This is a genomic window from Streptomyces sp. NPDC093544 (assembly GCF_040683495.1).
GTDB lineage: Bacteria > Actinomycetota > Actinomycetes > Streptomycetales > Streptomycetaceae > Streptomyces.
The window spans coordinates 73,524-91,923 of sequence record NZ_JBFBEA010000008.1 but is presented as its reverse complement, the minus strand read 5'-3'; the positions used below and the strand labels follow the sequence as shown (position 1 = coordinate 91,923).

The 18,400-nt window shown below is 67.4% G+C and carries 18 protein-coding genes and 1 pseudogene; 9 read left to right on the top strand and 10 right to left on the bottom strand.

The window, feature by feature from the left end:
* Positions 1-3: 3 nt before the first annotated feature.
* The 5 genes and pseudogenes from AB0N66_RS13930 to AB0N66_RS13910 all read right to left on the bottom strand — a co-directional run.
* Positions 4-1,305 (bottom strand): ferredoxin reductase family protein, encoded by a 1,302-nt coding sequence (locus AB0N66_RS13930; RefSeq protein WP_365433035.1) that lies wholly within the window; start codon positions 1,303-1,305, stop codon positions 4-6.
* Between the two features lie 919 nt (positions 1,306-2,224).
* On the bottom strand, positions 2,225-2,611 hold the full coding sequence (locus AB0N66_RS13925; protein ID WP_365433032.1) for a hypothetical protein: 387 nt from the start codon (positions 2,609-2,611) through the stop codon (positions 2,225-2,227).
* Positions 2,612-2,835: 224 nt separating this feature from the next.
* A complete protein-coding gene (locus tag AB0N66_RS13920) occupies positions 2,836-3,867 on the bottom strand; it encodes an alcohol dehydrogenase catalytic domain-containing protein (RefSeq protein ID WP_365433613.1) in 1,032 nt (343 codons plus the stop codon).
* Between the two features lie 244 nt (positions 3,868-4,111).
* Positions 4,112-4,714 (bottom strand): NAD(P)H:quinone oxidoreductase, encoded by a 603-nt coding sequence (wrbA, locus tag AB0N66_RS13915; protein ID WP_365433610.1) that lies wholly within the window; start codon positions 4,712-4,714, stop codon positions 4,112-4,114.
* Between the two features lie 168 nt (positions 4,715-4,882).
* Positions 4,883-5,326 (bottom strand): annotated as a pseudogene (locus tag AB0N66_RS13910) (YceI family protein); the annotation flags it as partial.
* A gap of 143 nt (positions 5,327-5,469) precedes the next feature.
* Here AB0N66_RS13910 and AB0N66_RS13905 point away from each other — a divergent pair.
* Positions 5,470-6,027 carry a MarR family winged helix-turn-helix transcriptional regulator gene (locus tag AB0N66_RS13905; RefSeq protein ID WP_365433029.1) on the top strand — a complete coding sequence of 186 codons (558 nt, stop codon included), beginning with the start codon at positions 5,470-5,472 and terminating at the stop codon, positions 6,025-6,027.
* Positions 6,028-6,097: 70 nt separating this feature from the next.
* On the opposite strand, the gene AB0N66_RS13900 is transcribed toward AB0N66_RS13905, so the two are convergent.
* Positions 6,098-6,913 carry a DUF899 domain-containing protein gene (locus tag AB0N66_RS13900; RefSeq protein WP_365433026.1) on the bottom strand — a complete coding sequence of 272 codons (816 nt, stop codon included), beginning with the start codon at positions 6,911-6,913 and terminating at the stop codon, positions 6,098-6,100.
* A 319-nt stretch (positions 6,914-7,232) separates the two neighbouring features.
* Between AB0N66_RS13900 and AB0N66_RS13895 the strand changes: the two genes are divergently transcribed.
* Positions 7,233-7,685 carry a MarR family transcriptional regulator gene (locus AB0N66_RS13895; protein WP_365433023.1) on the top strand — a complete coding sequence of 151 codons (453 nt, stop codon included), beginning with the start codon at positions 7,233-7,235 and terminating at the stop codon, positions 7,683-7,685.
* Positions 7,686-7,890: 205 nt separating this feature from the next.
* Positions 7,891-9,102, top strand: a complete 1,212-nt coding sequence (locus AB0N66_RS13890; protein ID WP_365433020.1) for a low temperature requirement protein A — start codon at positions 7,891-7,893, stop codon at positions 9,100-9,102.
* A 4-nt stretch (positions 9,103-9,106) separates the two neighbouring features.
* Here the strand turns inward: AB0N66_RS13890 and AB0N66_RS13885 are convergent, their stop codons facing one another.
* Positions 9,107-9,574, bottom strand: a complete 468-nt coding sequence (locus tag AB0N66_RS13885) for a nuclear transport factor 2 family protein (protein WP_365433017.1) — start codon at positions 9,572-9,574, stop codon at positions 9,107-9,109.
* 30 nt (positions 9,575-9,604) lie between these two features.
* On the opposite strand from AB0N66_RS13885, the gene AB0N66_RS13880 reads away from it, so the two are divergent.
* Positions 9,605-10,282 (top strand): TetR/AcrR family transcriptional regulator, encoded by a 678-nt coding sequence (locus AB0N66_RS13880; protein WP_365433014.1) that lies wholly within the window; start codon positions 9,605-9,607, stop codon positions 10,280-10,282.
* Between the two features lie 19 nt (positions 10,283-10,301).
* Here AB0N66_RS13880 and AB0N66_RS13875 read toward each other — a convergent pair whose 3' ends face one another.
* Both AB0N66_RS13875 and AB0N66_RS13870 read right to left on the bottom strand, forming a co-directional pair.
* A complete protein-coding gene (locus AB0N66_RS13875; protein ID WP_365433011.1) occupies positions 10,302-11,831 on the bottom strand; it encodes a GMC family oxidoreductase N-terminal domain-containing protein in 1,530 nt (509 codons plus the stop codon).
* Positions 11,832-11,903: 72 nt separating this feature from the next.
* Positions 11,904-12,782, bottom strand: coding sequence for an LLM class F420-dependent oxidoreductase (locus tag AB0N66_RS13870; RefSeq protein ID WP_365433008.1), 879 nt, complete (start codon positions 12,780-12,782; stop codon positions 11,904-11,906).
* 263 nt (positions 12,783-13,045) lie between these two features.
* On the opposite strand from AB0N66_RS13870, the gene AB0N66_RS13865 reads away from it, so the two are divergent.
* Both AB0N66_RS13865 and AB0N66_RS13860 read left to right on the top strand, forming a co-directional pair.
* Positions 13,046-13,231, top strand: a complete 186-nt coding sequence (locus tag AB0N66_RS13865; RefSeq protein ID WP_365433005.1) for a hypothetical protein — start codon at positions 13,046-13,048, stop codon at positions 13,229-13,231.
* A 187-nt stretch (positions 13,232-13,418) separates the two neighbouring features.
* The gene (locus AB0N66_RS13860; protein WP_365433002.1) at positions 13,419-14,099 is read left to right on the top strand and encodes an SDR family NAD(P)-dependent oxidoreductase; all 681 of its coding nucleotides are present in this window, start codon (positions 13,419-13,421) and stop codon (positions 14,097-14,099) included.
* 105 nt (positions 14,100-14,204) lie between these two features.
* Here AB0N66_RS13860 and AB0N66_RS13855 read toward each other — a convergent pair whose 3' ends face one another.
* The gene (locus AB0N66_RS13855) at positions 14,205-14,432 is read right to left on the bottom strand and encodes a hypothetical protein (RefSeq protein ID WP_365433000.1); all 228 of its coding nucleotides are present in this window, start codon (positions 14,430-14,432) and stop codon (positions 14,205-14,207) included.
* Between AB0N66_RS13855 and AB0N66_RS13850 the strand changes: the two genes are divergently transcribed.
* The 3 genes from AB0N66_RS13850 (at position 14,431) to AB0N66_RS13840 (ending at position 18,172) form a co-directional block, all read left to right on the top strand.
* Positions 14,431-15,498, top strand: a complete 1,068-nt coding sequence (locus tag AB0N66_RS13850; protein WP_365432997.1) for an MBL fold metallo-hydrolase — start codon at positions 14,431-14,433, stop codon at positions 15,496-15,498. The genes AB0N66_RS13855 and AB0N66_RS13850 overlap by 2 nt on opposite strands.
* 76 nt (positions 15,499-15,574) lie before the next feature.
* Entirely contained in the window at positions 15,575-15,799 is a 225-nt protein-coding gene (locus AB0N66_RS13845) for a hypothetical protein (RefSeq protein WP_365432994.1), read from the top strand.
* 240 nt (positions 15,800-16,039) lie between these two features.
* The gene (locus AB0N66_RS13840) at positions 16,040-18,172 is read left to right on the top strand and encodes a glycoside hydrolase family 27 protein (RefSeq protein ID WP_365432992.1); all 2,133 of its coding nucleotides are present in this window, start codon (positions 16,040-16,042) and stop codon (positions 18,170-18,172) included.
* Positions 18,173-18,400: the final 228 nt, after the last annotated feature.

The following is an 18,400-nucleotide window of genomic DNA, read 5'->3' as shown; positions in this document are numbered from 1 at the left end:
CCGTTACCAGGCGAACACTTCGGTGTGGATGTCTTCTTCATGTACGCCCGCGCGCCGCAGCGTGGCGTGGACCGCGGAGGCCCACGGGGGAGGGCCGCACACGTAGATGTCCCGGCAGACCAGGTCGGGAACGGTATGACGCAGTACGGGGATCTCGTCAGGTTGTGCGCCGTAGTCGGCCGGCAGCCATGAACCGTCGGGACCGCGAACTCCTGGCAGCAGGACCAGCTCGACGCCGCGTCGGGTGGCGAGCTCGTGCAGTTCCGTTGTGAAGAGCCGGTCGGCTTCACTGCTGAAGCGGTAGAACAAGGTCGCTTCACCGGGGTCGTATGGGGTGTCTTCCAACAGGGCCCGCAACGGCGTGATCCCGATTCCGGCGGCGATGAGCAGCATCTTCGGCCAGCGGCGTTGACGCGCGGTCATGGTGCCGTAGGGCCCTTCGATCAGCGCGCGGGTACCGGGCTGCAGCGTGACGGCGCGGGCGCTACCGTCGCCGGACTCTCGGATCGAGATACGGAGCCGGTCACGCTGAGGTGCTGCGGACAGGGCGTAGGGGTGGCCGCGGGTCCAACCCGGTCCGTCCATGAAGCGCCAGATGAAGAACTGCCCCGACTTGGCGTGCAGTCGGTCCAGCCGACGGCCTGTCAGCGAGACGGACACCACGCCGGGCGCTTCGGTGCTCACCTGCTCGACACGGAGGCGGTGATACAGAGACCGGTACAGGGGCAGACCGAAGCGGAAGAGCAGGATGCAGGCAGCGGCGAGGATGTATTCGGCCCATAGGCAGGTGCGCGCCCACTGCGCGTGGAACTCCGGACCGGTCACCAGCATGTGCGGCAGGATGAAGATCAGGCCGAGGTAGGTGTAGAGGTGCAGTAGATGCCAGCTCTCGAAGCGCAGCCGTCGGCGTGCCCAGCGCATCGACGTGATCATCACGCCGAGGATGAGGACGGTGCCGACGGTTGCGGCGAGCATCCACGGTTCAACAATGTAGATCTCGTAGGTCCGTTGCCAGGCGGTCGACCAGTCGCGGGAGACTCGCTCAAGGGTCTGGGCAACGATGTGACCCATCATGAACCAGAACGATGCGAATCCGATCCAGCGATGCTGCCGAGCCAGGCGATCATGCCCCCAAGCTCGTTCCACCCATGGGATCCGTGCCAGGAGGATGACCAGCAGGAGCATGAGTTGGGTCGCGATGAGCGAGCACAGCAGCCCCAGCATGCCGACGGTGGTCTTCATTCCCAGCGGGACCGGCAGCCCGTGATTCAGTAGCCACAGACCGACAGGGGCGACGGTCGCCAAGATCGCGAGGGTACCGAGCAGATCACCCCACCCGGGCCGGTACCGCTCGGGACGCGGGGGCGTCCCGTCCGGGGGTTGCGCCGATGATTCCGGTGGTACCTGATGAATCGTTCCCATGGACACCCTCTCATCACACCCGAGGCCTATAGCCCAGTCGCACTACGTGGACGGCGCTGCGCGTATCAGGATGATGGAGGTCTTTGTGACCATTCTAAGAAAGTGGCCACGCGATGGCGGCCGTGAATCCCGCAGCTTCCCTTCCCACGTGGAAGCCTTGATGCGACTCGATATCAGAGGGATTGTTTCCGGCCATGACATGCCGTAAATGAACCCCTTTTGCGGCTACTTGTTCTCTCCCGGCTTACCTGTGTGGTCGCAGTCGCCGGCCGTGTCATCGCCCGCCTTTGGGCTCGCGGGTGCACAGGTGGCATTGCTCGGAGCCGTGGATTTGGTCGAGGACCCACTGGTCCCGCTGCCCGAGGAACTGTCGTTGCAGCCAGTGAGCAGAGCTGCGGCGGCAAATACCGCAACAGCCCCCAGAGTGAATCGACGCATTACCTTGCTGCCTTTCGTGTAGGTGATGTCTCTGCGGTACTTCTTCGCGGGATCTGCCCTGACCACGGATGGTTGTCCCGCCCGTTAAGCACCTTGAGCACTCAGTGTTGCGGCCCTTTTTGTGGTGACCCTAAGACTGACTTCCGTCGTGGAGCGGGTCGTTGCAACCGGCGGTAACGGTTTGCCGAGCGGTCGACCGCCGGGCATGAGGCACCGTTGAAACAGTGCGACGCGCACCTGGCACGCCATGTTCCGTAGCGTGCGAGGTGCGCGTCGAATGATGCGGCGATCGTGCCCGTGCGGCCGGTTGCTGGGGGTAGAGGGCCACTGGCCCGCACGGGCACGAGTCATGGGCCGCTCGAGATCAGTTCCACTCGAGCGTGATCTTTGTGACCTCGCCCTTGGCGGCCGGAGCCGACAGCTTGAGCTCACCGGACTTGACCTTGGAGAAGGTCCAGCTCCTCTTCTTGTCGTTCTCCTTGTAGGTTCCGGAGGTGAACTGCTTGCCGCCGACGCTCAACTTCCAGGTGTGCTTGATGTTCTTGGAGCCGCCGGCATCGACGGTCACGGTCACCGTGCCGCCGTGGAAGCTCTTCGTCCCGACAGAGGTGCCCGCACTGACCTTCGACGTGCTGGAAACCTGGTGCTTTGCCGCACTCGGCGCTGCTTCTGCCGCGCCAGTGGCGCCGGCGAACAGTGCGACTGACGCAGTCGTCGCTATCGCGGCGGCTTTGAGAGACGTGACACGCATACGTTCTTCTCCCTTGTATGGGGGATTTCGTGGACGTGTTCATGCTAGGCATGGAAGTAGGAAGGATAAATTCTGGAATCGCTTTCCATGCCTAGGGCGTGAGGCTCCCTCAGGTGAATATGAGACGTACTCAGAAAAGTTCCAATCCTCGCACGGACGCAACGCTGTATTTGGTGCGCCCGGGATCTTTCTGAGTATGAGAAAACGCCTAATATGTGCTTTCCTCAGACTCGTGGATACTGCATAAATGTCTCCGCGTTGGGCGCGATGAACACCTTCATGACAGCCGCGGAGCGGAGGTCCTCGATCGCTCGCAGCGCCTCCTCGACCGGAGCGATCTCCGTGGTGAGGTCGTCGACGCGGATGTCTCCGCGGGCGAGCAGTTCGATCGCGCTGTCGAACTCGGAGCCGTAGACGAAAGACCCGCGGACGGTGAGCTCCTTGAGCAGAATGACGTCGGCGTCGAATCCGTCGCCAGGCCCCGCACCCACGTTGACCAGCACACCACCGGGGGTCAGCAGCCGGAGGGCCTCCGCTCTGGCCGCCGCACTGCCCGAGCACTCGAACACCACATCCACCGTGGAGGGGCCGAGTTGGACGCCGGCCTGCGCCGGGGGCAGCGCCAGATCGGCGTGTGAGGCCGGGCCGAAACGGCGGCGCTCCGGAGCCGGCTCCACCAGGATGACGTGGGCTGCGCCCCGCTGGGCGGCGATGCGGCATGCCAGCTGCCCGATCGGACCTCCGCCGAAGACCGCCACCGTGCTGCCCTCGAGGTCCCCGGCCAGTACCGCCGCACGCAGTGCCGTGGCCGTGGGTTCCACCCAGGCCGCCTCCAGCCGGCCTATCGACGCGGGCAGTGCCCGCAACGTGCCAGGGAGAACAGCCATCTGCCGCGCGAGGGCTCCGTCCATCTGGAACCCCAGCGCGGTCTCCATCGTCGCCTGGTGGCAGAAGTTGGGCCGGCCCGAGACGCAGTACACGCATCGACCGCACACGTTCCCGTTCGGATTGACGGCGACACGCTGCCCCACTTCCCAGCCCTCGACCGCGTCCCCCACGCCGCTGATCCGTCCCGTCGACTCGTGTCCCATGACGAAACCGCCGCGGTAGACCTCCGGCATCCGCGACGCGTGAAGGTCAGTGCCGCAGATTCCGCACAGGTCGACATCCACGATCACCTGATCGGGACGGAGTTCAGGCTCGGGCCTCGACTCGAGCACGATCTTCCGGTCCACGCCCAGAACCACTGCTTGCATCACGGCCCTCGCCGCCCTTCTGCTGCTGCCGTGAGCGATTCCGTCCCCACACGGTGAGGAGCCGAAATGCCCGTCTGTACCTGCACCGCAGCGCAGGGAACTCACACAAAGTGAGTCAAAGGCCTCGCTGGTGGGTCGACTTCAGCTGCCGCACGCATCACTGAACAGCTGACGCTCGCTTGCGTGAACGGCCGTGTGCCGGCGGCAGCCACAAGGCTGCCGCCGGCACACGGCTGCCCTGCTCCTAGGCGCCCTTGAACTGCGCGGTGACGGCGGCCACGCGCTTGCCCTGGTACGTGGCGGCGGCGCGAGCGGTGTCGTCGACGGGGATCGCTCCCTGACCGTTGACATGGCTGGTGCCGTAGGGGTTGCCGTCGGCGAACTTCACCGGGTCGGTGTAGCCCGGGGTGACGAGGATGCCGCCGAAGTGGTGCACGGAGTTGTAGAGAGCGAGCAGCGTGGACTCCTGCCCGCCGTGCGCGGTGGCGGTGGCCGTGAAGCCGCTGTAGACCTTGTCGGCCAGCTTGCCCTGCGCCCACAGCCCGCCGAGCGTGTCGATGAACTGCTTCAACTGGCTGGCGATGTTGCCGAAGCGGGTGGGGCTGCCGAAGATGACGGCGTCGGCCCACTCGATGTCTGCCGCGGTTGCCACCGGGATGTCCTTGGTGGCCGCAGCGTGTGCCGACCATGCGTCGTTGGCGGCGATGGCCTCCTCGGGTGCGAGCTCGGACACGCGCAGGAGTCGTACATCGGCACCTTCCTTGCGGGCACCCTCGGCCACCGACTCCGCCAACTCGTGCACGGTGCCCGTCGACGAGTAGTAGATGACTGCGATCTTGGGGGACATCGGGAGTTCCTCTCGCTGTTCTATGGTCTCGACGGCAGGTGCCGTCGTGGGTTCGACGGCCGGAGCCGCCGTGGTCTTGGCGGTGGGATCCGCCGTGCCCGGGTCGGGATGGGCGATGGTGGTCAGGGAGAGTCGAAGCCGACGCGCCGCGAGTCCCTTCGAAGCGGTCAGTCCATGGCGGTAACGGTCGATCGTCACCGAGGCCGATATCCGCAGCGATCCGTTCTCGACGGACAGGGAATCCACCGTCAGGTCGACAGGTGCTCGGTGCTCGCGGACGGTGAGGACACCCTTGACGATCCAGGCTCCGGCCTCACCGCGTGCCACCGTGGTCGAGTCGAATCTGATGCTGGGGTAGCGGTCCGCGTGAAGGAAGGCGGGGGACCGCACATGATCGTCCCGGCGGTCCGTGCCCGTCCGGAAGCTGCCCGCCTCGACGACGGCTTGTGCGGTCGAGCGGGTGATCGGCTCGGCGACCGTGATGCTCCCCGACTGCACCTGGAACGTGCCAGTCACCTCGCCCAGGCCGAACATGTGCCGAGTGGTGAAGGTGAGGGACGAACGTGCTGGATCGACCTTGTAGTTCCCGGCTGGGGGCAGTTGAACGCTCATGCCCTTCTTGCCTCTCGCTTGTCGTTGCCGCGGGACGACCCGTTCGACGCTATTGCTTGCGTTGGCAAGCATCCTCTCTCGACTAAAAATGCTTTGTCAAGCAAGTACAGCTTGTGCTTGAGTGTTCTTACCCGGAAAGGGAGGTGCAGCAGGTGCCGACGCAGCAACCACAGAACGTCGCGGGCCCAGCGTCCCTGGAACCGCTGAACAGTGCGGAGGAGCGCCTTTGGCGCTCACTCCAGAAACTGCTGGTGGCGCTGCCCCGGGCGCTCGACGAGGATCTCTTGCGCTCCACGGGCCTGCCGCTCACGCAGTACATCGTCTTGATGCATCTCTCCGAAACGGAGGGCAACTGCATGCGCATGAACGACCTGGCCGCCGCCACGGCCTTGTCCGCGAGCCGCGTCACCCGGCTCGTGGAGACCCTGCGCGTTCAAGGTCTGGTGGGCAAGCGACGTCACTCGACGGACGCCCGGGGGAGTATGGCTGTGCTTACGGAAGCCGGCCGGAAGCGGCTGATGGGTGCCCACCCGGCTCATCTGGCCAGTGCCCGCCGACGAGTCGTCGACCAGCTCGATCCCGCCCTTGTCCACAGGCTCGCCGATGAGCTGCAGTCGGTAGCCGATCCGCTGCTCTCGCGGTGCCGGGCGAGCTCCGATTTCTGCGAGCCGAGTTCCGTGTGCAGCGAAACAGTCGTTTGATCCCAGACGGCCCCGGCCTTCTGTAGGAGCATGGTGGCTGCCCCAACCAGACGTCGACCCCGAAGGCGCCTCAGTGGTGGTGGCCGTGCCGGCCGAGGGTCTCCACCGGGGTCGCGCCGGGGCGGGACCACTGCGGCACGGGCCGGCTGGTCGGGCCCCAGGTGGCGATGCCGTCGGCGTCCGAGCGCCAGTACCAGCAGGACTGGCCTCCCACGGAGGGGTGCCCCTCGCGGACATCGCCGATCACGGGCCGGCCCTCGGGGTTGTCCTCCCACGCCTCGCCGCGGCCGTAGGGCGTCATGTCGAGCAGGGCGAGGGATCCGTTGACCGGCTCGTTGCCACGGCCCGTCGTGGAGTAGGTGAGGAACACACGGTCGCCGTCGCGCAGGAAAGAGACGATGTGCCCCATTTCCCCGCCGACCGGCGCGTCCACGCCCCGCACGGAGTACCAGGGCTGGGTGTAACCCATGAACTCGACGTAGGAGGCCACCTCGTCCCACGGGCCCGAGGTCAGGACGGCGAACGAGACACCCCGGGCGTTGAGGTAGACGGCGTCCTTGACATGCCAGGCCGTCGTGGTGCAGCCCTCGCACTGCCCCTGGTGTGGCGCACCGTCGTACCACATGTGCTGGTAGACCACGAGCTCGTCGCGGCCCTGGAAGAGGTCGAGGAACGGGACCGGCCCGTCGACGCCGGAGACCTCGACCGCGCCGTCGAGCTCCACCATCGGCAGCCGCCGCCGGGCCGCGGCGATCGCGTCGCCCTCACGGGTGTGCGCCTTCTCGCGGACCAGCAGCTTCTCACGCGCCGCCTGCCAGGTGGCCAGGTCGACGACCGGCGGATTGCCGGGGAGGTTGCTGCTCGCATTGTTGGGCGTGGTCGGCATGGTGTCCTCCGTGATGCCTCGTGTCGGGCAGCGTCGTACGACGTCGTACGACGCTCACCAGAACAGACTCGCGACGCGGCCGGAACTCATCGCAGCAGCGGGCGTTCTCGCCCGCGTGAACTGCATTGCCGTGCTGTCCGGGGTGATGTCATGTCGCCGGGACGTGTGGTCGGTGTCGAGGCGTGAGCGGAAGAATCCCGCCTGGTTGAACGTGGAGCCGGTCGAGGCCGCGTGCGGTGTGCGGGTTGTGCCCGGTCTCGGCGCTGATGCGGGATGCTGCATATTGAGGTTCTTTGCTTGAGCACGCTAATCTGCATGGATGACCGCCGAAGATCCCTTGCTCGCTCAGGAAGAGCGATTCTGGCGTGCCCTGATGCGTGTCATCGTCGCGCTGCCGCGCTCGCTGGATGACGATCTGCTGCGATCGACGGGGCTGACCCTCACCGAGTACGTCGTGCTGATGAACCTTTCCGAGGCCGAGAACCAGGAGCTCCGCATGGCGGATCTCGCCTCGGCGACCGCGCTGTCGGCGAGCCGTATCACCCGCGTGGTGGATGCGCTGCAGAGCCGCGGCCAGGTCGTCAAGCGGCGCTTCGAGGGGGACGCCCGGGGGAACGTCGCGACCCTCACCCCGGAGGGGCTGAAACGACTTGAGGCGGCGTACCCGATACACCTGGCGAGTGCCCGCAAGCGGGTCATGGACCTTCTCGACGGTCGATCGCTGCCGACGATGGTGAGGCAGTTCGAAGCGGTGGCCGACAAGCTCGACTGAGATCCGTCGTCATCACGGTGATCGTGAAGGTCCCGGACGCGAACCCCGTGTCCGGGACCTTCCGCGTACCGGGAAGCTGCTTCGCGCAGTGCTAATATACAAGTGTCAAATAGATGTGTCAGGAGAAGCTCCAGCCCGTCACCTGGGGAGACGCAATGAAACCGCGCGCACTGGGCGGGCATGCTCAACGGTTGAGGCAGCTGACATGACCTCGCGACAACAGAACTGGGCTCGGATTCGCCGTCAGTTGTGGAGACCGCCGCGCGCCCATGGCGAACAGCCGCAGCACCGGGTGGTCGGCCCCCTGGAACTCTTCTACGACCTGATCGTGGTCGTGCTGGTCGCCCAGGCCGCCCACCACCTGGCCGACCATCTCACCTGGCACGGCCTTGGCGAGTTCGCCGTGGTGTTCGCGTTGGTGTGGATCGCCTGGCTCAACGGCACGCTGCACCACGATCTGCACGGCCACGACGACGCTCGGGGCCGCAGCCTGTTCCTGGTGCAGATCCTCGTCCTTGTCCCTCTGGGGGCCTTCATCCCCGAGGCGGGCGGTGAGGACGGAGGCCATTTCGCCATTGCCGCGGGAGTTCTGTTCGCCGTACTGGCCTTGCTCTGGCTCCTGTCCTCTCGTGGAAGCACTGCAGAGTTCCGGAAGTCCAGTCGGCTGTACGTGACGGGGACGGCTGCCTGTGCGGTCGTCCTCGTCGCAAGCGCTTTTCTGCCGGCCGACGCCCGCATGCCGACCTGGGGGCTGCTGGTTGTCGCCTACCTCGTCGGGTTCACGGCGGTTACCGTCGCGGCTGTTCCGGCTCAGGTAACGGCGCTCGCCATCACCGACGCGCTCACCGAGCGGTTCGGGCTGTTCATCATCATCGTGCTCGGCGAAACCGTCACGGGCGTGGTGAATGGGCTGGCCGGCGAGCCGACCAGTGCCATGAGCCTGGCGGTCGGGCTCGTGGCCGTGGTGGTCGGATTCGGCGTGTGGTGGACGTACTTCGACTTCGTCGGACACCGTCGCCCCAGACGCGCTCGTTGGGTGACCTTGCAGTGGATGCTCACCCACCTGCCGCTCACGGCGGCACTGACCGCCATGGGCGCTGCGATGGTCGGTCTGGTCGAGCACGCGCACGACAGCCGGACGCCCGTCGCGACGGCCTGGGTCCTCTGCGGGGGCGTTGCTGTGGTGCTGTTGACGACGATGTTCCTCACGACCGGTCTGGAAGCCTGGCAGCACGACCGCGAGCTCTATCGGCCGCTCGCCCGCACCTGTCTCGTCGTGGCCCTCGCGGCCGTGGCCCTTGGCGCCGTACGTCCTGCGCCGCTGGTTCTCGGGCTCGCGCTCGTCGTCCTCCTCGGCATCCCGTGGGGACTCGCCGTGGCACGTCGACTGGCTCGGGACGAGACAGCCACCCTCTGACTCCTCAGGGCGCGGAGGGGCGCGTCTCGGTCCAGTCGACCATCAGGCGGCGTTCGGAGAAGTACCAGTCGCCGTCCTGCTTGGTGAACTCGTCGAGATAGCGAATCGAGGCGATCATGAGAGTGCGCTGCCCGGACTCGTCGACCGAGACGTGGTGGGCGAGGCAGTAGCTCTCGCCGGTCGCCCGGGTCCCGTCCAGCGTGACGGTGCTCTGGCCGTTGAAGTGAGTGGTGGTCCGGTAGGTGTTGAGGTTGTCGAACACGGGGGCGAGGGCCTCGCGTCCGTGCAGCTCCTGCGTCGGCTCCGTCGCTGTGGTGTCCATGAATACCAGGAAGCGGGTGTCCTTGGTGAACAGGGCCATCTGGCCCTCGGCGTCTCGCCGGTCCGCGCAGTGCGCGTAGGCGTCGACCAGCTCACGGATGGCCAACCTGTCGGCGGACTCCTGGGGCGAGTTCGAAGTGTGGGAGGCCACAGCGGCTCCTTTCTACGCACTATTTGACATATGTATAAAATCACTGCTCATGGCAGGGTGCAACGGGAACTCAGGGAGGGCAGAACGCTGAACGACCGGATCGATCCACGCATCACCCGCACGGCCCAGGCTTTCGAGCAGGCCATCGCCGACCTCGCCGCGCAGCGGCCTGTCTCCCAGATCACCGTCGCCGAACTGGCGGACCGCGCCGGGGTCACCCGTGCGACGTTCTACAACCGCTACAGCACCCCGCTCGACCTCCTCATCCAGGTGCTCCACACCGACCTGGAGCGAGGCCACCGGCTGGAGGAGGAGCGGCGTGCGCAGGGCGGGTACGCGGCCCGCGAACTGCTTCGCCTGGCTACGACGGAGGTGGCCGACCACGTCGAGCGGTTCACCGCGGTGTATCGGCACGCCCTCGCGGATCCCGCGGACAGCGGGGTGTACGAGGCGCTCGTACACCACTTCAGCGACTACGCCCTGGACTTCATGGTCCACTGTGACCCCACGGGGCTGCCTGATGTCAACCGTCAGGTGATCGCGCAGTTCATGGCCCACGGCTTCGCCGGTGCCATCAAGGCATGGCTCAGCGACTCGTCCGTCACGAAGGACGACTTGGTCGACGCGGCCGTGGCGTGCGCTCCCGCCTGGTGGATGGACGAGGCGGACTCCGCCCCCGACTCCGCGGACGCGTCCGATCGTCCGTAGGAGTCGGCGCCGAGCCTCGTCAACTCCCGTACACGCGCCGCGCGATGTGCTCCGCGATCATGATGGTGGTCGCGTTGGTCACGGTCGACGGGACCTCGGGAATGATCGAGGCGTCCACCACGCGTAGCCCCGTCAGCCCCTTCACGGCCGCCGACTCGTCGACGACAGCCCACTCGTCCCCGGGCCCTCCCATGGGTACGGTCGAGGTCGGGTGCCCGTAGGTCGAGATTCCTGTCGCGATCGCCGCCGCCAGCTCCTCGTCGCTCCGTACCGCGTCACCCGGAACGAGTTCGGTGGCCACCGCGCCGGCGAAGGGCGGGGTGCTCGCCAGACGCCGTACGAGCTTCACGCCCTCCAGAATGCGACTGCGGTCCCTGGCTGTCGCGAAGAAGTTGTTGTCGATGACCGGAGCGTCGTGGGGATCGCGGCTGGCCAGTCGCACCGAGCCGCGCGACTCCGGCCGGGTGACGGCCGTGGCGAGGAGAATCGCGCCGCCGGTGGGGCTGAAGGAGCCGTCCGGTAGATGGGTGGCGACGACGCTGAGGTCCAGTTCGCCGGCGTGCGCATCGCGCGAGGCGAGCCACAGGTGGGCCTGGAAGGCGGACGTCATGGTCTGGTGCTCGGGCGCGAGGGCGAACAGTGAGTGGAAGAAGGGGTGATCCTGCAGCCTCTGGCCGACCGGGAGGTCGGCGACCACGTCGATACCGAGAGCCCGCAGATCCTCGGCCGGGCCGACGCCGGAGCGGAGCAGGATGGCCGGGCTGCCGTAACTGCCCGCGGACAGCACGACCTCGCCGGCCCGGTAAACCGTGCCCGACGCGCTCACGACGCCTTGCGCAACGCCGTCCTCGATGAGCACTCTGTCGATCGTGATGCCGCTCAGCACCGTCAGATTGGGGCGGCGCCGCACCTGCGGCGTCAGATACACCAGGGCGGTGTTCTGGCGCACCCCGTCGACGATGTTGACCGGGTAGCCGCCGGTGCCGCCCTGCTGGTCCGCGTTGAAGTCGTCGTTCCGCCGGAACCCCAGCTCCGCCGAGCTGTCCACGAACGCCTGCAGTGGAGACGTGAGTTGCTCGTACGTCCACTGCCGAACGGGGAAGGGACCGGTACGACCGTGGTAGGCGTCGTCACCGGTCGGCGTGCTCTCCATGTCCCGGAAGGTCGGCAGAACCTCCTCGTACGACCAGCCCTTGATTCCGTAGTGCTCTCCCCAGGCGGCGAAGTCCGCCGCACGTGCCCGGATCGCCACACCCGCGTTCACCGCGGAACTGCCGCCCATGGTCCGGCCGCGCGGTGCGGGGATGCTCGGTGCACGGTCAGTGGCGCGTGCCGTGTAACCCCAGTCGTGGTCGGGGTCGGCCAGGAGCTGCGGGGCCAGCAGTCCTTCGGGGACCCGGTCGGCGGGGTAGTCCGGTCCTGCCTCGATCAGCAGGACTGTGCGCTGCGGATCCTCACTGACCCTGGCGGTGAGCGCGGCGCCGGCGGAACCTCCGCCGATGATGACGACATCGGCCTCGCGACCGGGTTGTTCGCTTGTGGTGGTCATCTACATCTCCTCGCTTGCATGCGTTAGCAAGCAAATGGAATGGTGTTCGCCGACGGTGTGGTGTGTGCTGGGTCAGATGTGCAGTGCTTCGGGTACGAGGCGCTCGCCGAGCAGTTGCAGCGCGGCGTGCTGATCGGCTCCGCGGATCGGTCCGATGACGTGGTCGATGCCGATGTGATCCAGCCGCCGCAGTTCTGCGAGCAGGGCCCGGATGTTCTCACCTCGTGCGCCGGGGTCGAGGGGGAGCAGGACCGTCTTCTCGATCTCGTCGTAGTCGCGCCCGACGTGATCGCAATGCCTGCGGAGCACGTCGAGTTTGTGCTGGAGGTCGGGTCCGTGGAAGAGGTTGCAGGCGTCGGCGTACTCCGCGACGAGCCGCAGGGTTTTCCGCTCGCCGGATCCGCCGATCAGGATCGGCGGGCGGGGCCGCCGTACCGTGCTGGGGGAGTTGAGGGTGCGTTCGAGTCGGTAGTACCGGCCGTCGAAGGGCTTCTCGTCGTCGCTCCACATCTGCAGGCAGATCTGAAGCGTTTCCTCGAGTCGCTCGAACCGCTCCGCGACCGGAGGAAAAGGCAGACCGAGTCCGCGTGCCTCGGCGATGTTGAAACCGGCTCCGACGCCGATGCCGAGGGCGGCGCGGCCCTCGGAAAGGACGTCGAGCGTGGTGATCATCTTGGCCAGCAGCCCCGGTTCGCGGTAACCGACCGAGGTCACCAGGGCGAGCAGTTCCGCACGTTCGGTGGACGCTGCCAGATAGCCCAGGGTGGTGTACGCCTCCAGCATCTCCCGCTCGGCGGCGCCCACGATCCCGATCTGGAACAGATGATCCATGACGGCGATGCGTGTGAAGCCGAACTCCTCCGCGGTTTGGGCGAGGCGGCCCACGTGACGTGCGATGCCGGGCGGGCCCCCGGGCTGGGTGAAATCCGCGATGGCGACGCCGAGCTTCATGTGGGCCTCCGTCGTGCGAACTGCTGGGCTGATCGCCATCGAGTATGCCTGGCTCGCTATGTGCTTTGTCAAGCAAGGAAATGAACATGCGGGAGGTGGGAGTGAGTCGGGCTGCTGAAGGGTTCCCCCGGCGCGCCATAGGCGTGCGGTGGCTGGTGGCGTGCAACAGCTGGGCTGCCTCTGGGTGTTGCTTGACAAGCGACGAACGCGAGAGACACCATGCTTGCCGATGCAAGCAAATGGTTCAGGGAAGGTGGGTTGCCGTGCCTGGTACCCGTGAGCACGTACTACGTCGGAGGTCGGCGGCAGGGGCCCCCGTAAGGGCGATGTTCGAGGACTTGGAGCCCAACACGGGCAAAGCGCTCGCGCAGGTCACCGATGCCGGGGGAGCGGAGGCCCGTTTCGCCGTCGAGGCCGCGACCGTCGCCAGGCAGCTCGGCCTGGCCTGACATCACTGCACCGCCTGGCACGGCGATCAGTCCGGCAGAGGGCTGAAGTCGTCCGCGACCGGCTGACGGCCGCCCAGGACCGTCCCGCCGTACACCTATCAAGGAGAAGCAACATGCCCCGCGACCTGTACCCGACCCTGCCCGAATCCGGCGCGTACGCACCGCCTGTCAGCAAGGTGGTGGCGCGGTGAGCAGCAGCGTAGCGATCGTGGTCGGCGCGGGCGGTGCCCTCGGCCGGGCGACTGCCTTGGTTCTTGCCGCGGACGGCTTCACGGTCGTGGCCGTCGACCGCAACGAGCGGGCGCTCAAGGAATTGCCGGACAGTATCGGCCGTGAAGTGGGCGACACCTCCGATCCGGACGTGGCCAGGACTCTCGTCGACCGGATCGCCGCTGAGGTCGGCCCTCCGGACGTGCTGGTGAACACCCTGGGCGCGTTCGACCTCTCGGACGCGTTCACCACGACGCCCGAAGCGCTGCGTCTCATGGTCGACGTGAACCTGGGTGCGGCTCTGTGGCTGAGCCAGGCGGCCGGGGCCCACATGCAGAGGCGTGGATCCGGAGCCATCGTGCACGTCTCCTCGCGCCCGGGCGTCGAACCCACCGCCGGCATGACGGCCTACGGCGTCAGCAAGGCCGCACTCACCCACCTGATCCGCATCCTCGACCTCGAACTGCGCCCCAGCGGCATCCGAGTGAACGCGGTCGCCCCGCAACTGATCGACACCCCCAAGAACCGTGGTTTCCTCACCGAGGACCAGCTTGCGCACGCGGTCTCCCCGGAAGCGATTGCGAAAGTGATCGCGTTCCTCGTCAGCGACGCCGCCGCACCGATCAGCGGAGCGATCCTGCCGACGTACGGCGGCTGACTGGCCTACGGCGTCAAGGCGCCGCAGAGGGAAATCCCATGCCAGAGAACCCGGCCAACGACCTTGCGGCCGACGCCGTCACCGTCAACGCCGCGTAACCGGCGTTCACGCGCACACCGCCGGTGTTGTTCCTCGCTGTTCCTCACCGGCGACGATGCCGAGTTCGTCACCGCCGAGTTCATCGCCGCCGACGGCGGCCGCACCCGCACCTACTGACTCTGAGCCGCCCGCGAACCACCCGCGCTTCCGCCCCCCGAAGCGCACCGGGCGCCTGATCAGAACACCTGTGACCAGCCAAATCAGTTCATCAATGTGAAAGGCAGTAGCGACCATGTCTGAGCTCGATTCCTCCACGAACCGTCGTTCGTTCCTGGCCAAGTCGGCGAAGATCGCGGCCGTCCCGGCGATCGCCGCCGTGGCCGGCGGTGTCCTCGCCGAGCCGGCCGCCGCCAACTCCACCGAGCTGCCGGACTACGCTCCGATCCCGGCCTCGGCACTCGGCCCCGCGGTCAACGCCCAGGGCTACTATGTCGGCCGGATCAAGCGGAACCTGTACTGGGTCACCGACTCCACCTACCAGGCCGCGTTCCTGACGACCAAGGAAGGCGTCGTGCTGTTCGACGCGCCCCCGACCATCGGGCGCAACCTGCAGCGCGCCATCGACCAGATAGCCGCGGCCAACGGCACTTCCAACAAGGTCACCCACATCGTCTACTCCCACCACCACGCCGACCATCTCGGGGCCTCGTCCCTGTTCGGCCGTCACGTGGAGCGGATCGGCCACGTCGAGAACCGCCGGCTGCTGCTGCGTGACAACGACTCGACCCGCCCGGCACCGAACGTCACCTTCGAGGAGCGCAAGACCCTGCGCGTGGGCGGGGAACGCATCGAACTGGCCTACAAGGGCACCAACCACAGCGCGGACAACATCTACATTCACTTCCCTGACCACGACACCCTGATGCTCGTCGACATCAGCCTGCCCGGCTGGGTGCCGTTCCAGAACCTCAACATCAACGAGGATGTCCAAGGCTCCATCGCCGCCGCGGGCAAGGCCCTGTCGTACCCGTGGACCCACTTCATCGGCGGGCACATGGGGCGGCTCGGCACTCGTCGCGACCTGACCATTCACCAGCAGTACGTCGACGACATCGTCGAGTCGGTCAGGTCCGCGATGGCCAACGTCGACCCGACCCCGTTCTTCGCCAAGTACGGCAACAACACCTGGGCCGCTGTCAAGACCTACCAGGACGCTCAAGCCGAGTACGCCGCCGCCCCGGTCATCAAGAAGTACACCGGCGTCCTGGGCGCCGCTGACGTCTACACCGCCAGCCATGCCTTCACGATCCTCGAGTCCATCCGCCTCGACCTCGGCTACGGCTCCGAGGTCCACGCCTGAGCATGCCGAGCTCAGGTCCCCGCCGTCGGGGTCAGCGGCGGGGAACCCTGGACAGCTGAATCACGCGGCGCGCTACGTGCGCCAGGGCATCGAAGAAGACCTGACCACCCTCGGCCCAGACCGCCTGGCGGCCGTGAACCTGCGCATCGTGGACCAGTCCGCGCCCGGCAAACGGTTCGACGCCCAACTGGCGAGCCTGATCCGAGCCCGCGACGAGGGCCTCATCGACGGCATCGGACTCAGCAACATCTCGCACCGAACCTCCTGCTCATCCCCGGAACCCGCACCCGCACGCACCTGACCGAGAACCTCCACACCGCCGGCATCGAACTCGACGATGCCGCCCTCACGGAGTTGGCGAGGTACTTTCCGGCCGCTCGCGCCGGCTGAGGGCTGAGCTGCGGGATCCCATTTTTAAGTTAATTAGCAATTAATATTGACAGCCTTGAAGGGGCCCAGCCACAGTTTCCGCCGTGGCACCGGCGCCCGGCACGTCCGGAGTGGTGTGTGCCCAGAGCACTCCAACTCTCGGGAGACTTCAGTGGCTTCACATCGTGCTGGGACGGCGCGACTACGGCGGACCACGACGGCGCTCGGTGCCGTGGTGCTGATCGGGTCGGCTGTTCCGGCGGCACACGCCGCGGACGACCAGGGCGCGCCGCAGTACTACGACAGCGGCCTCGCCTCCACGCCGTACATGGGATGGAACACCTACTACGGGCTCGGCGCCCCGACGGAGGACCAGGTCAGGAAGGTCGCCGACTACCTGGTCAGTAGCGGGCTGCGCGACAGTGGCTACAACATCGTCTGGCTGGACGGTGGTTGGCAGGCGGACCAGCCGCGCGACCCGGAGTCGGGCCGGCTCGTGGCGAACCCCACGCGCTTTCCCTCCGGCATCCCCGCGCTGGTGACGTACCTTCACAAGCGCGGCCTCAAGGCCGGCATCTACACCGACGCGGGTGAGTACGACGGCGGCAAGTGGTGCGGTCTGGGCAGCCGGGGCCACTACAAGGAGGACGCCCGCCAGTTCGCCGGGTGGAAGGTCGACGCGATCAAGGTCGACTTCCTCTGCGGCATCGGCGCCGGGCTCGACCCGGGCCCGGCGTTCAAGGAGTTCAGCGACGCCGTCGCCAAGTCCGGGCGGAAGATGCTGCTCAACCTGTGCAACCCGCTCACCGACGACTGGGGCATGCCGCACACCCCGGAGCAGGATGCGCACAACACCTTCGTCTACGGGCCCACCACCGCCGACTCCTGGCGCACCGGCACCGACATCGCTTGGGGCACCCCGACTGCGGGGGAGTGGCCGAACATCCTGCGCAGCGTGGATGCCAATGCCTGGCACCCCGAGGCCCAGGGGCCCGGGCACTGGAACGACCCCGACTACCTCATCCCGATGCGCAAGCTCGCCGAGGGCGGCTACGAGCTGACGGAGGAGGAGTCCACCACGCAGTTCGTGATGTGGGCCGAGATGGCCTCGCCGCTCGTGCTCGGCAGCGACCCGCGCACCCTGCCGCAGTCGATGATCGACACCCTGCGCAACCCCGAGATCATCGCCGTCAACCAGGACCCGCTGGGCATCCAGGGCGCCCGCGTGGCGACCGACTCGGTCGGCGACGTCTACAGCAAGGTGCTGCAGGGCGCGGGCAAGCGGGCGGTCGCCCTGCTCAACCGTTCCGACCAGGCGCAGGACCGTACGGTGACCTTCACCGACGCGGGCCTGACGGGCAACGTCGCCGTGCGCGACCTGCGGGCGCGAGCCTCGCGCGGCACCCACACCGGCTCGTACACGGTGCGCGTTCCCGCGCACGGCACGGCCTTCCTCAAACTGACCGGCAGCGATGACGCTCCCGGCGCGCAGCTTTCCGGCCGCTCGTCGGCGAGCCCGGCCCTGGTGCGCGACGGCGACACGCTCACCGTCTTCACCCGCGGTACGGACGGTGCGCTGCGCGCGCAGACCGCGCGCGGCGGTGACTGGTCCGCGTCCCGGACAACCGACCTGGGCGGCCCGACGCACGGCCGCATCCTCGGCCAGCCCGCCGCGTACGCCTCCGCCGGCGGCAGGATCGACGTCTTCGTCCGCGGCACCGACGACACCGCCTACCGGCGCGTGTACGCGAACGGACACTGGGGCCGCTGGCAGAGCCTGGGCGGCACGTTGACCGACGCGCCGACCGCGGCGTTCTCGGGGCCGGACGACTGGACACTGTTCGCCCGCGGCGCGGACGGCAGCGTGTGGTCGCGTGGCACGGCTTCCGGCTGGACCTCGCTGGACGCGCCCCAGGACCGCCCGTTCTACGGGCGCCCGTCGGCCGTCGTGGACGACGCCGGTCGGATCCACGTGGCTGTACGCACCGCTGACGACGCGCTGTGGTGGCGGTCCCGTGACACCTCCGGCACATGGTCGGACTGGACGGCTCTGGGTGGCACGGTCAGCGGCAGCCCAACACTGGTGGCCTCCGGCGGCATGGTGCATGTGTATGCGCGGGCCGGGGACTACACGCTCTGGACGCGCAGTTGGACCGCGTCCGGCGGCTGGGCCGGCTGGAGCAAGAACTCCGACTTCGGCAGCGGTGTCTTCGACGGTGCGCTCGGTGCCGTCGCCGGGGCGGACGGCGGCGTGCTTGGCGCGTTCCGCGGGGTGGACGGGCGCGTCCATCAGGCCGGGCTCTGAGCTCCGGCTCACCCCGCTTCAGCTCCGGCTCACCCCGCTTCACCTGCGTCGATCCGTACACCTCGTACCTCCGCGTACCGCTTGGCACCAACAGGTGTGCTTCCGGGCCTTGTCCGAGACCCGGAAGCACACCCTCCGAGAAATAAATTAGTAATTAATCTTGACGGTGCCCGGACCTCCGCGACAGGCTGCGTCTGCCGCACCAAGAGCCGGGCCGTCAGGGGGCCT

What these genes read in the sequence shown, in the direction of transcription:
- AB0N66_RS13925 (WP_365433032.1), bottom strand. Translation starts at nt 2,611, where the DNA reads ATGCGTGTCACGTCTCTCAAAGCCGCCGCGATAGCGACGACTGCGTCA.
- AB0N66_RS13920 (WP_365433613.1), bottom strand. Translation starts at nt 3,867, where the DNA reads ATGCAAGCAGTGGTTCTGGGCGTGGACCGGAAGATCGTGCTCGAGTCG.
- wrbA (WP_365433610.1), bottom strand. Translation starts at nt 4,714, where the DNA reads ATGTCCCCCAAGATCGCAGTCATCTACTACTCGTCGACGGGCACCGTG.
- AB0N66_RS13900 (WP_365433026.1), bottom strand. Translation starts at nt 6,913, where the DNA reads ATGCCGACCACGCCCAACAATGCGAGCAGCAACCTCCCCGGCAATCCG.
- AB0N66_RS13895 (WP_365433023.1), top strand. Translation starts at nt 7,233, where the DNA reads ATGACCGCCGAAGATCCCTTGCTCGCTCAGGAAGAGCGATTCTGGCGT.
- AB0N66_RS13890 (WP_365433020.1), top strand. Translation starts at nt 7,891, where the DNA reads ATGACCTCGCGACAACAGAACTGGGCTCGGATTCGCCGTCAGTTGTGG.
- AB0N66_RS13880 (WP_365433014.1), top strand. Translation starts at nt 9,605, where the DNA reads ATGTATAAAATCACTGCTCATGGCAGGGTGCAACGGGAACTCAGGGAG.
- AB0N66_RS13875 (WP_365433011.1), bottom strand. Translation starts at nt 11,831, where the DNA reads ATGACCACCACAAGCGAACAACCCGGTCGCGAGGCCGATGTCGTCATC.
- AB0N66_RS13870 (WP_365433008.1), bottom strand. Translation starts at nt 12,782, where the DNA reads ATGAAGCTCGGCGTCGCCATCGCGGATTTCACCCAGCCCGGGGGCCCG.
- AB0N66_RS13850 (WP_365432997.1), top strand. Translation starts at nt 14,431, where the DNA reads ATGTCTGAGCTCGATTCCTCCACGAACCGTCGTTCGTTCCTGGCCAAG.
- AB0N66_RS13855 (WP_365433000.1), bottom strand. Translation starts at nt 14,432, where the DNA reads ATGGTCGCTACTGCCTTTCACATTGATGAACTGATTTGGCTGGTCACA.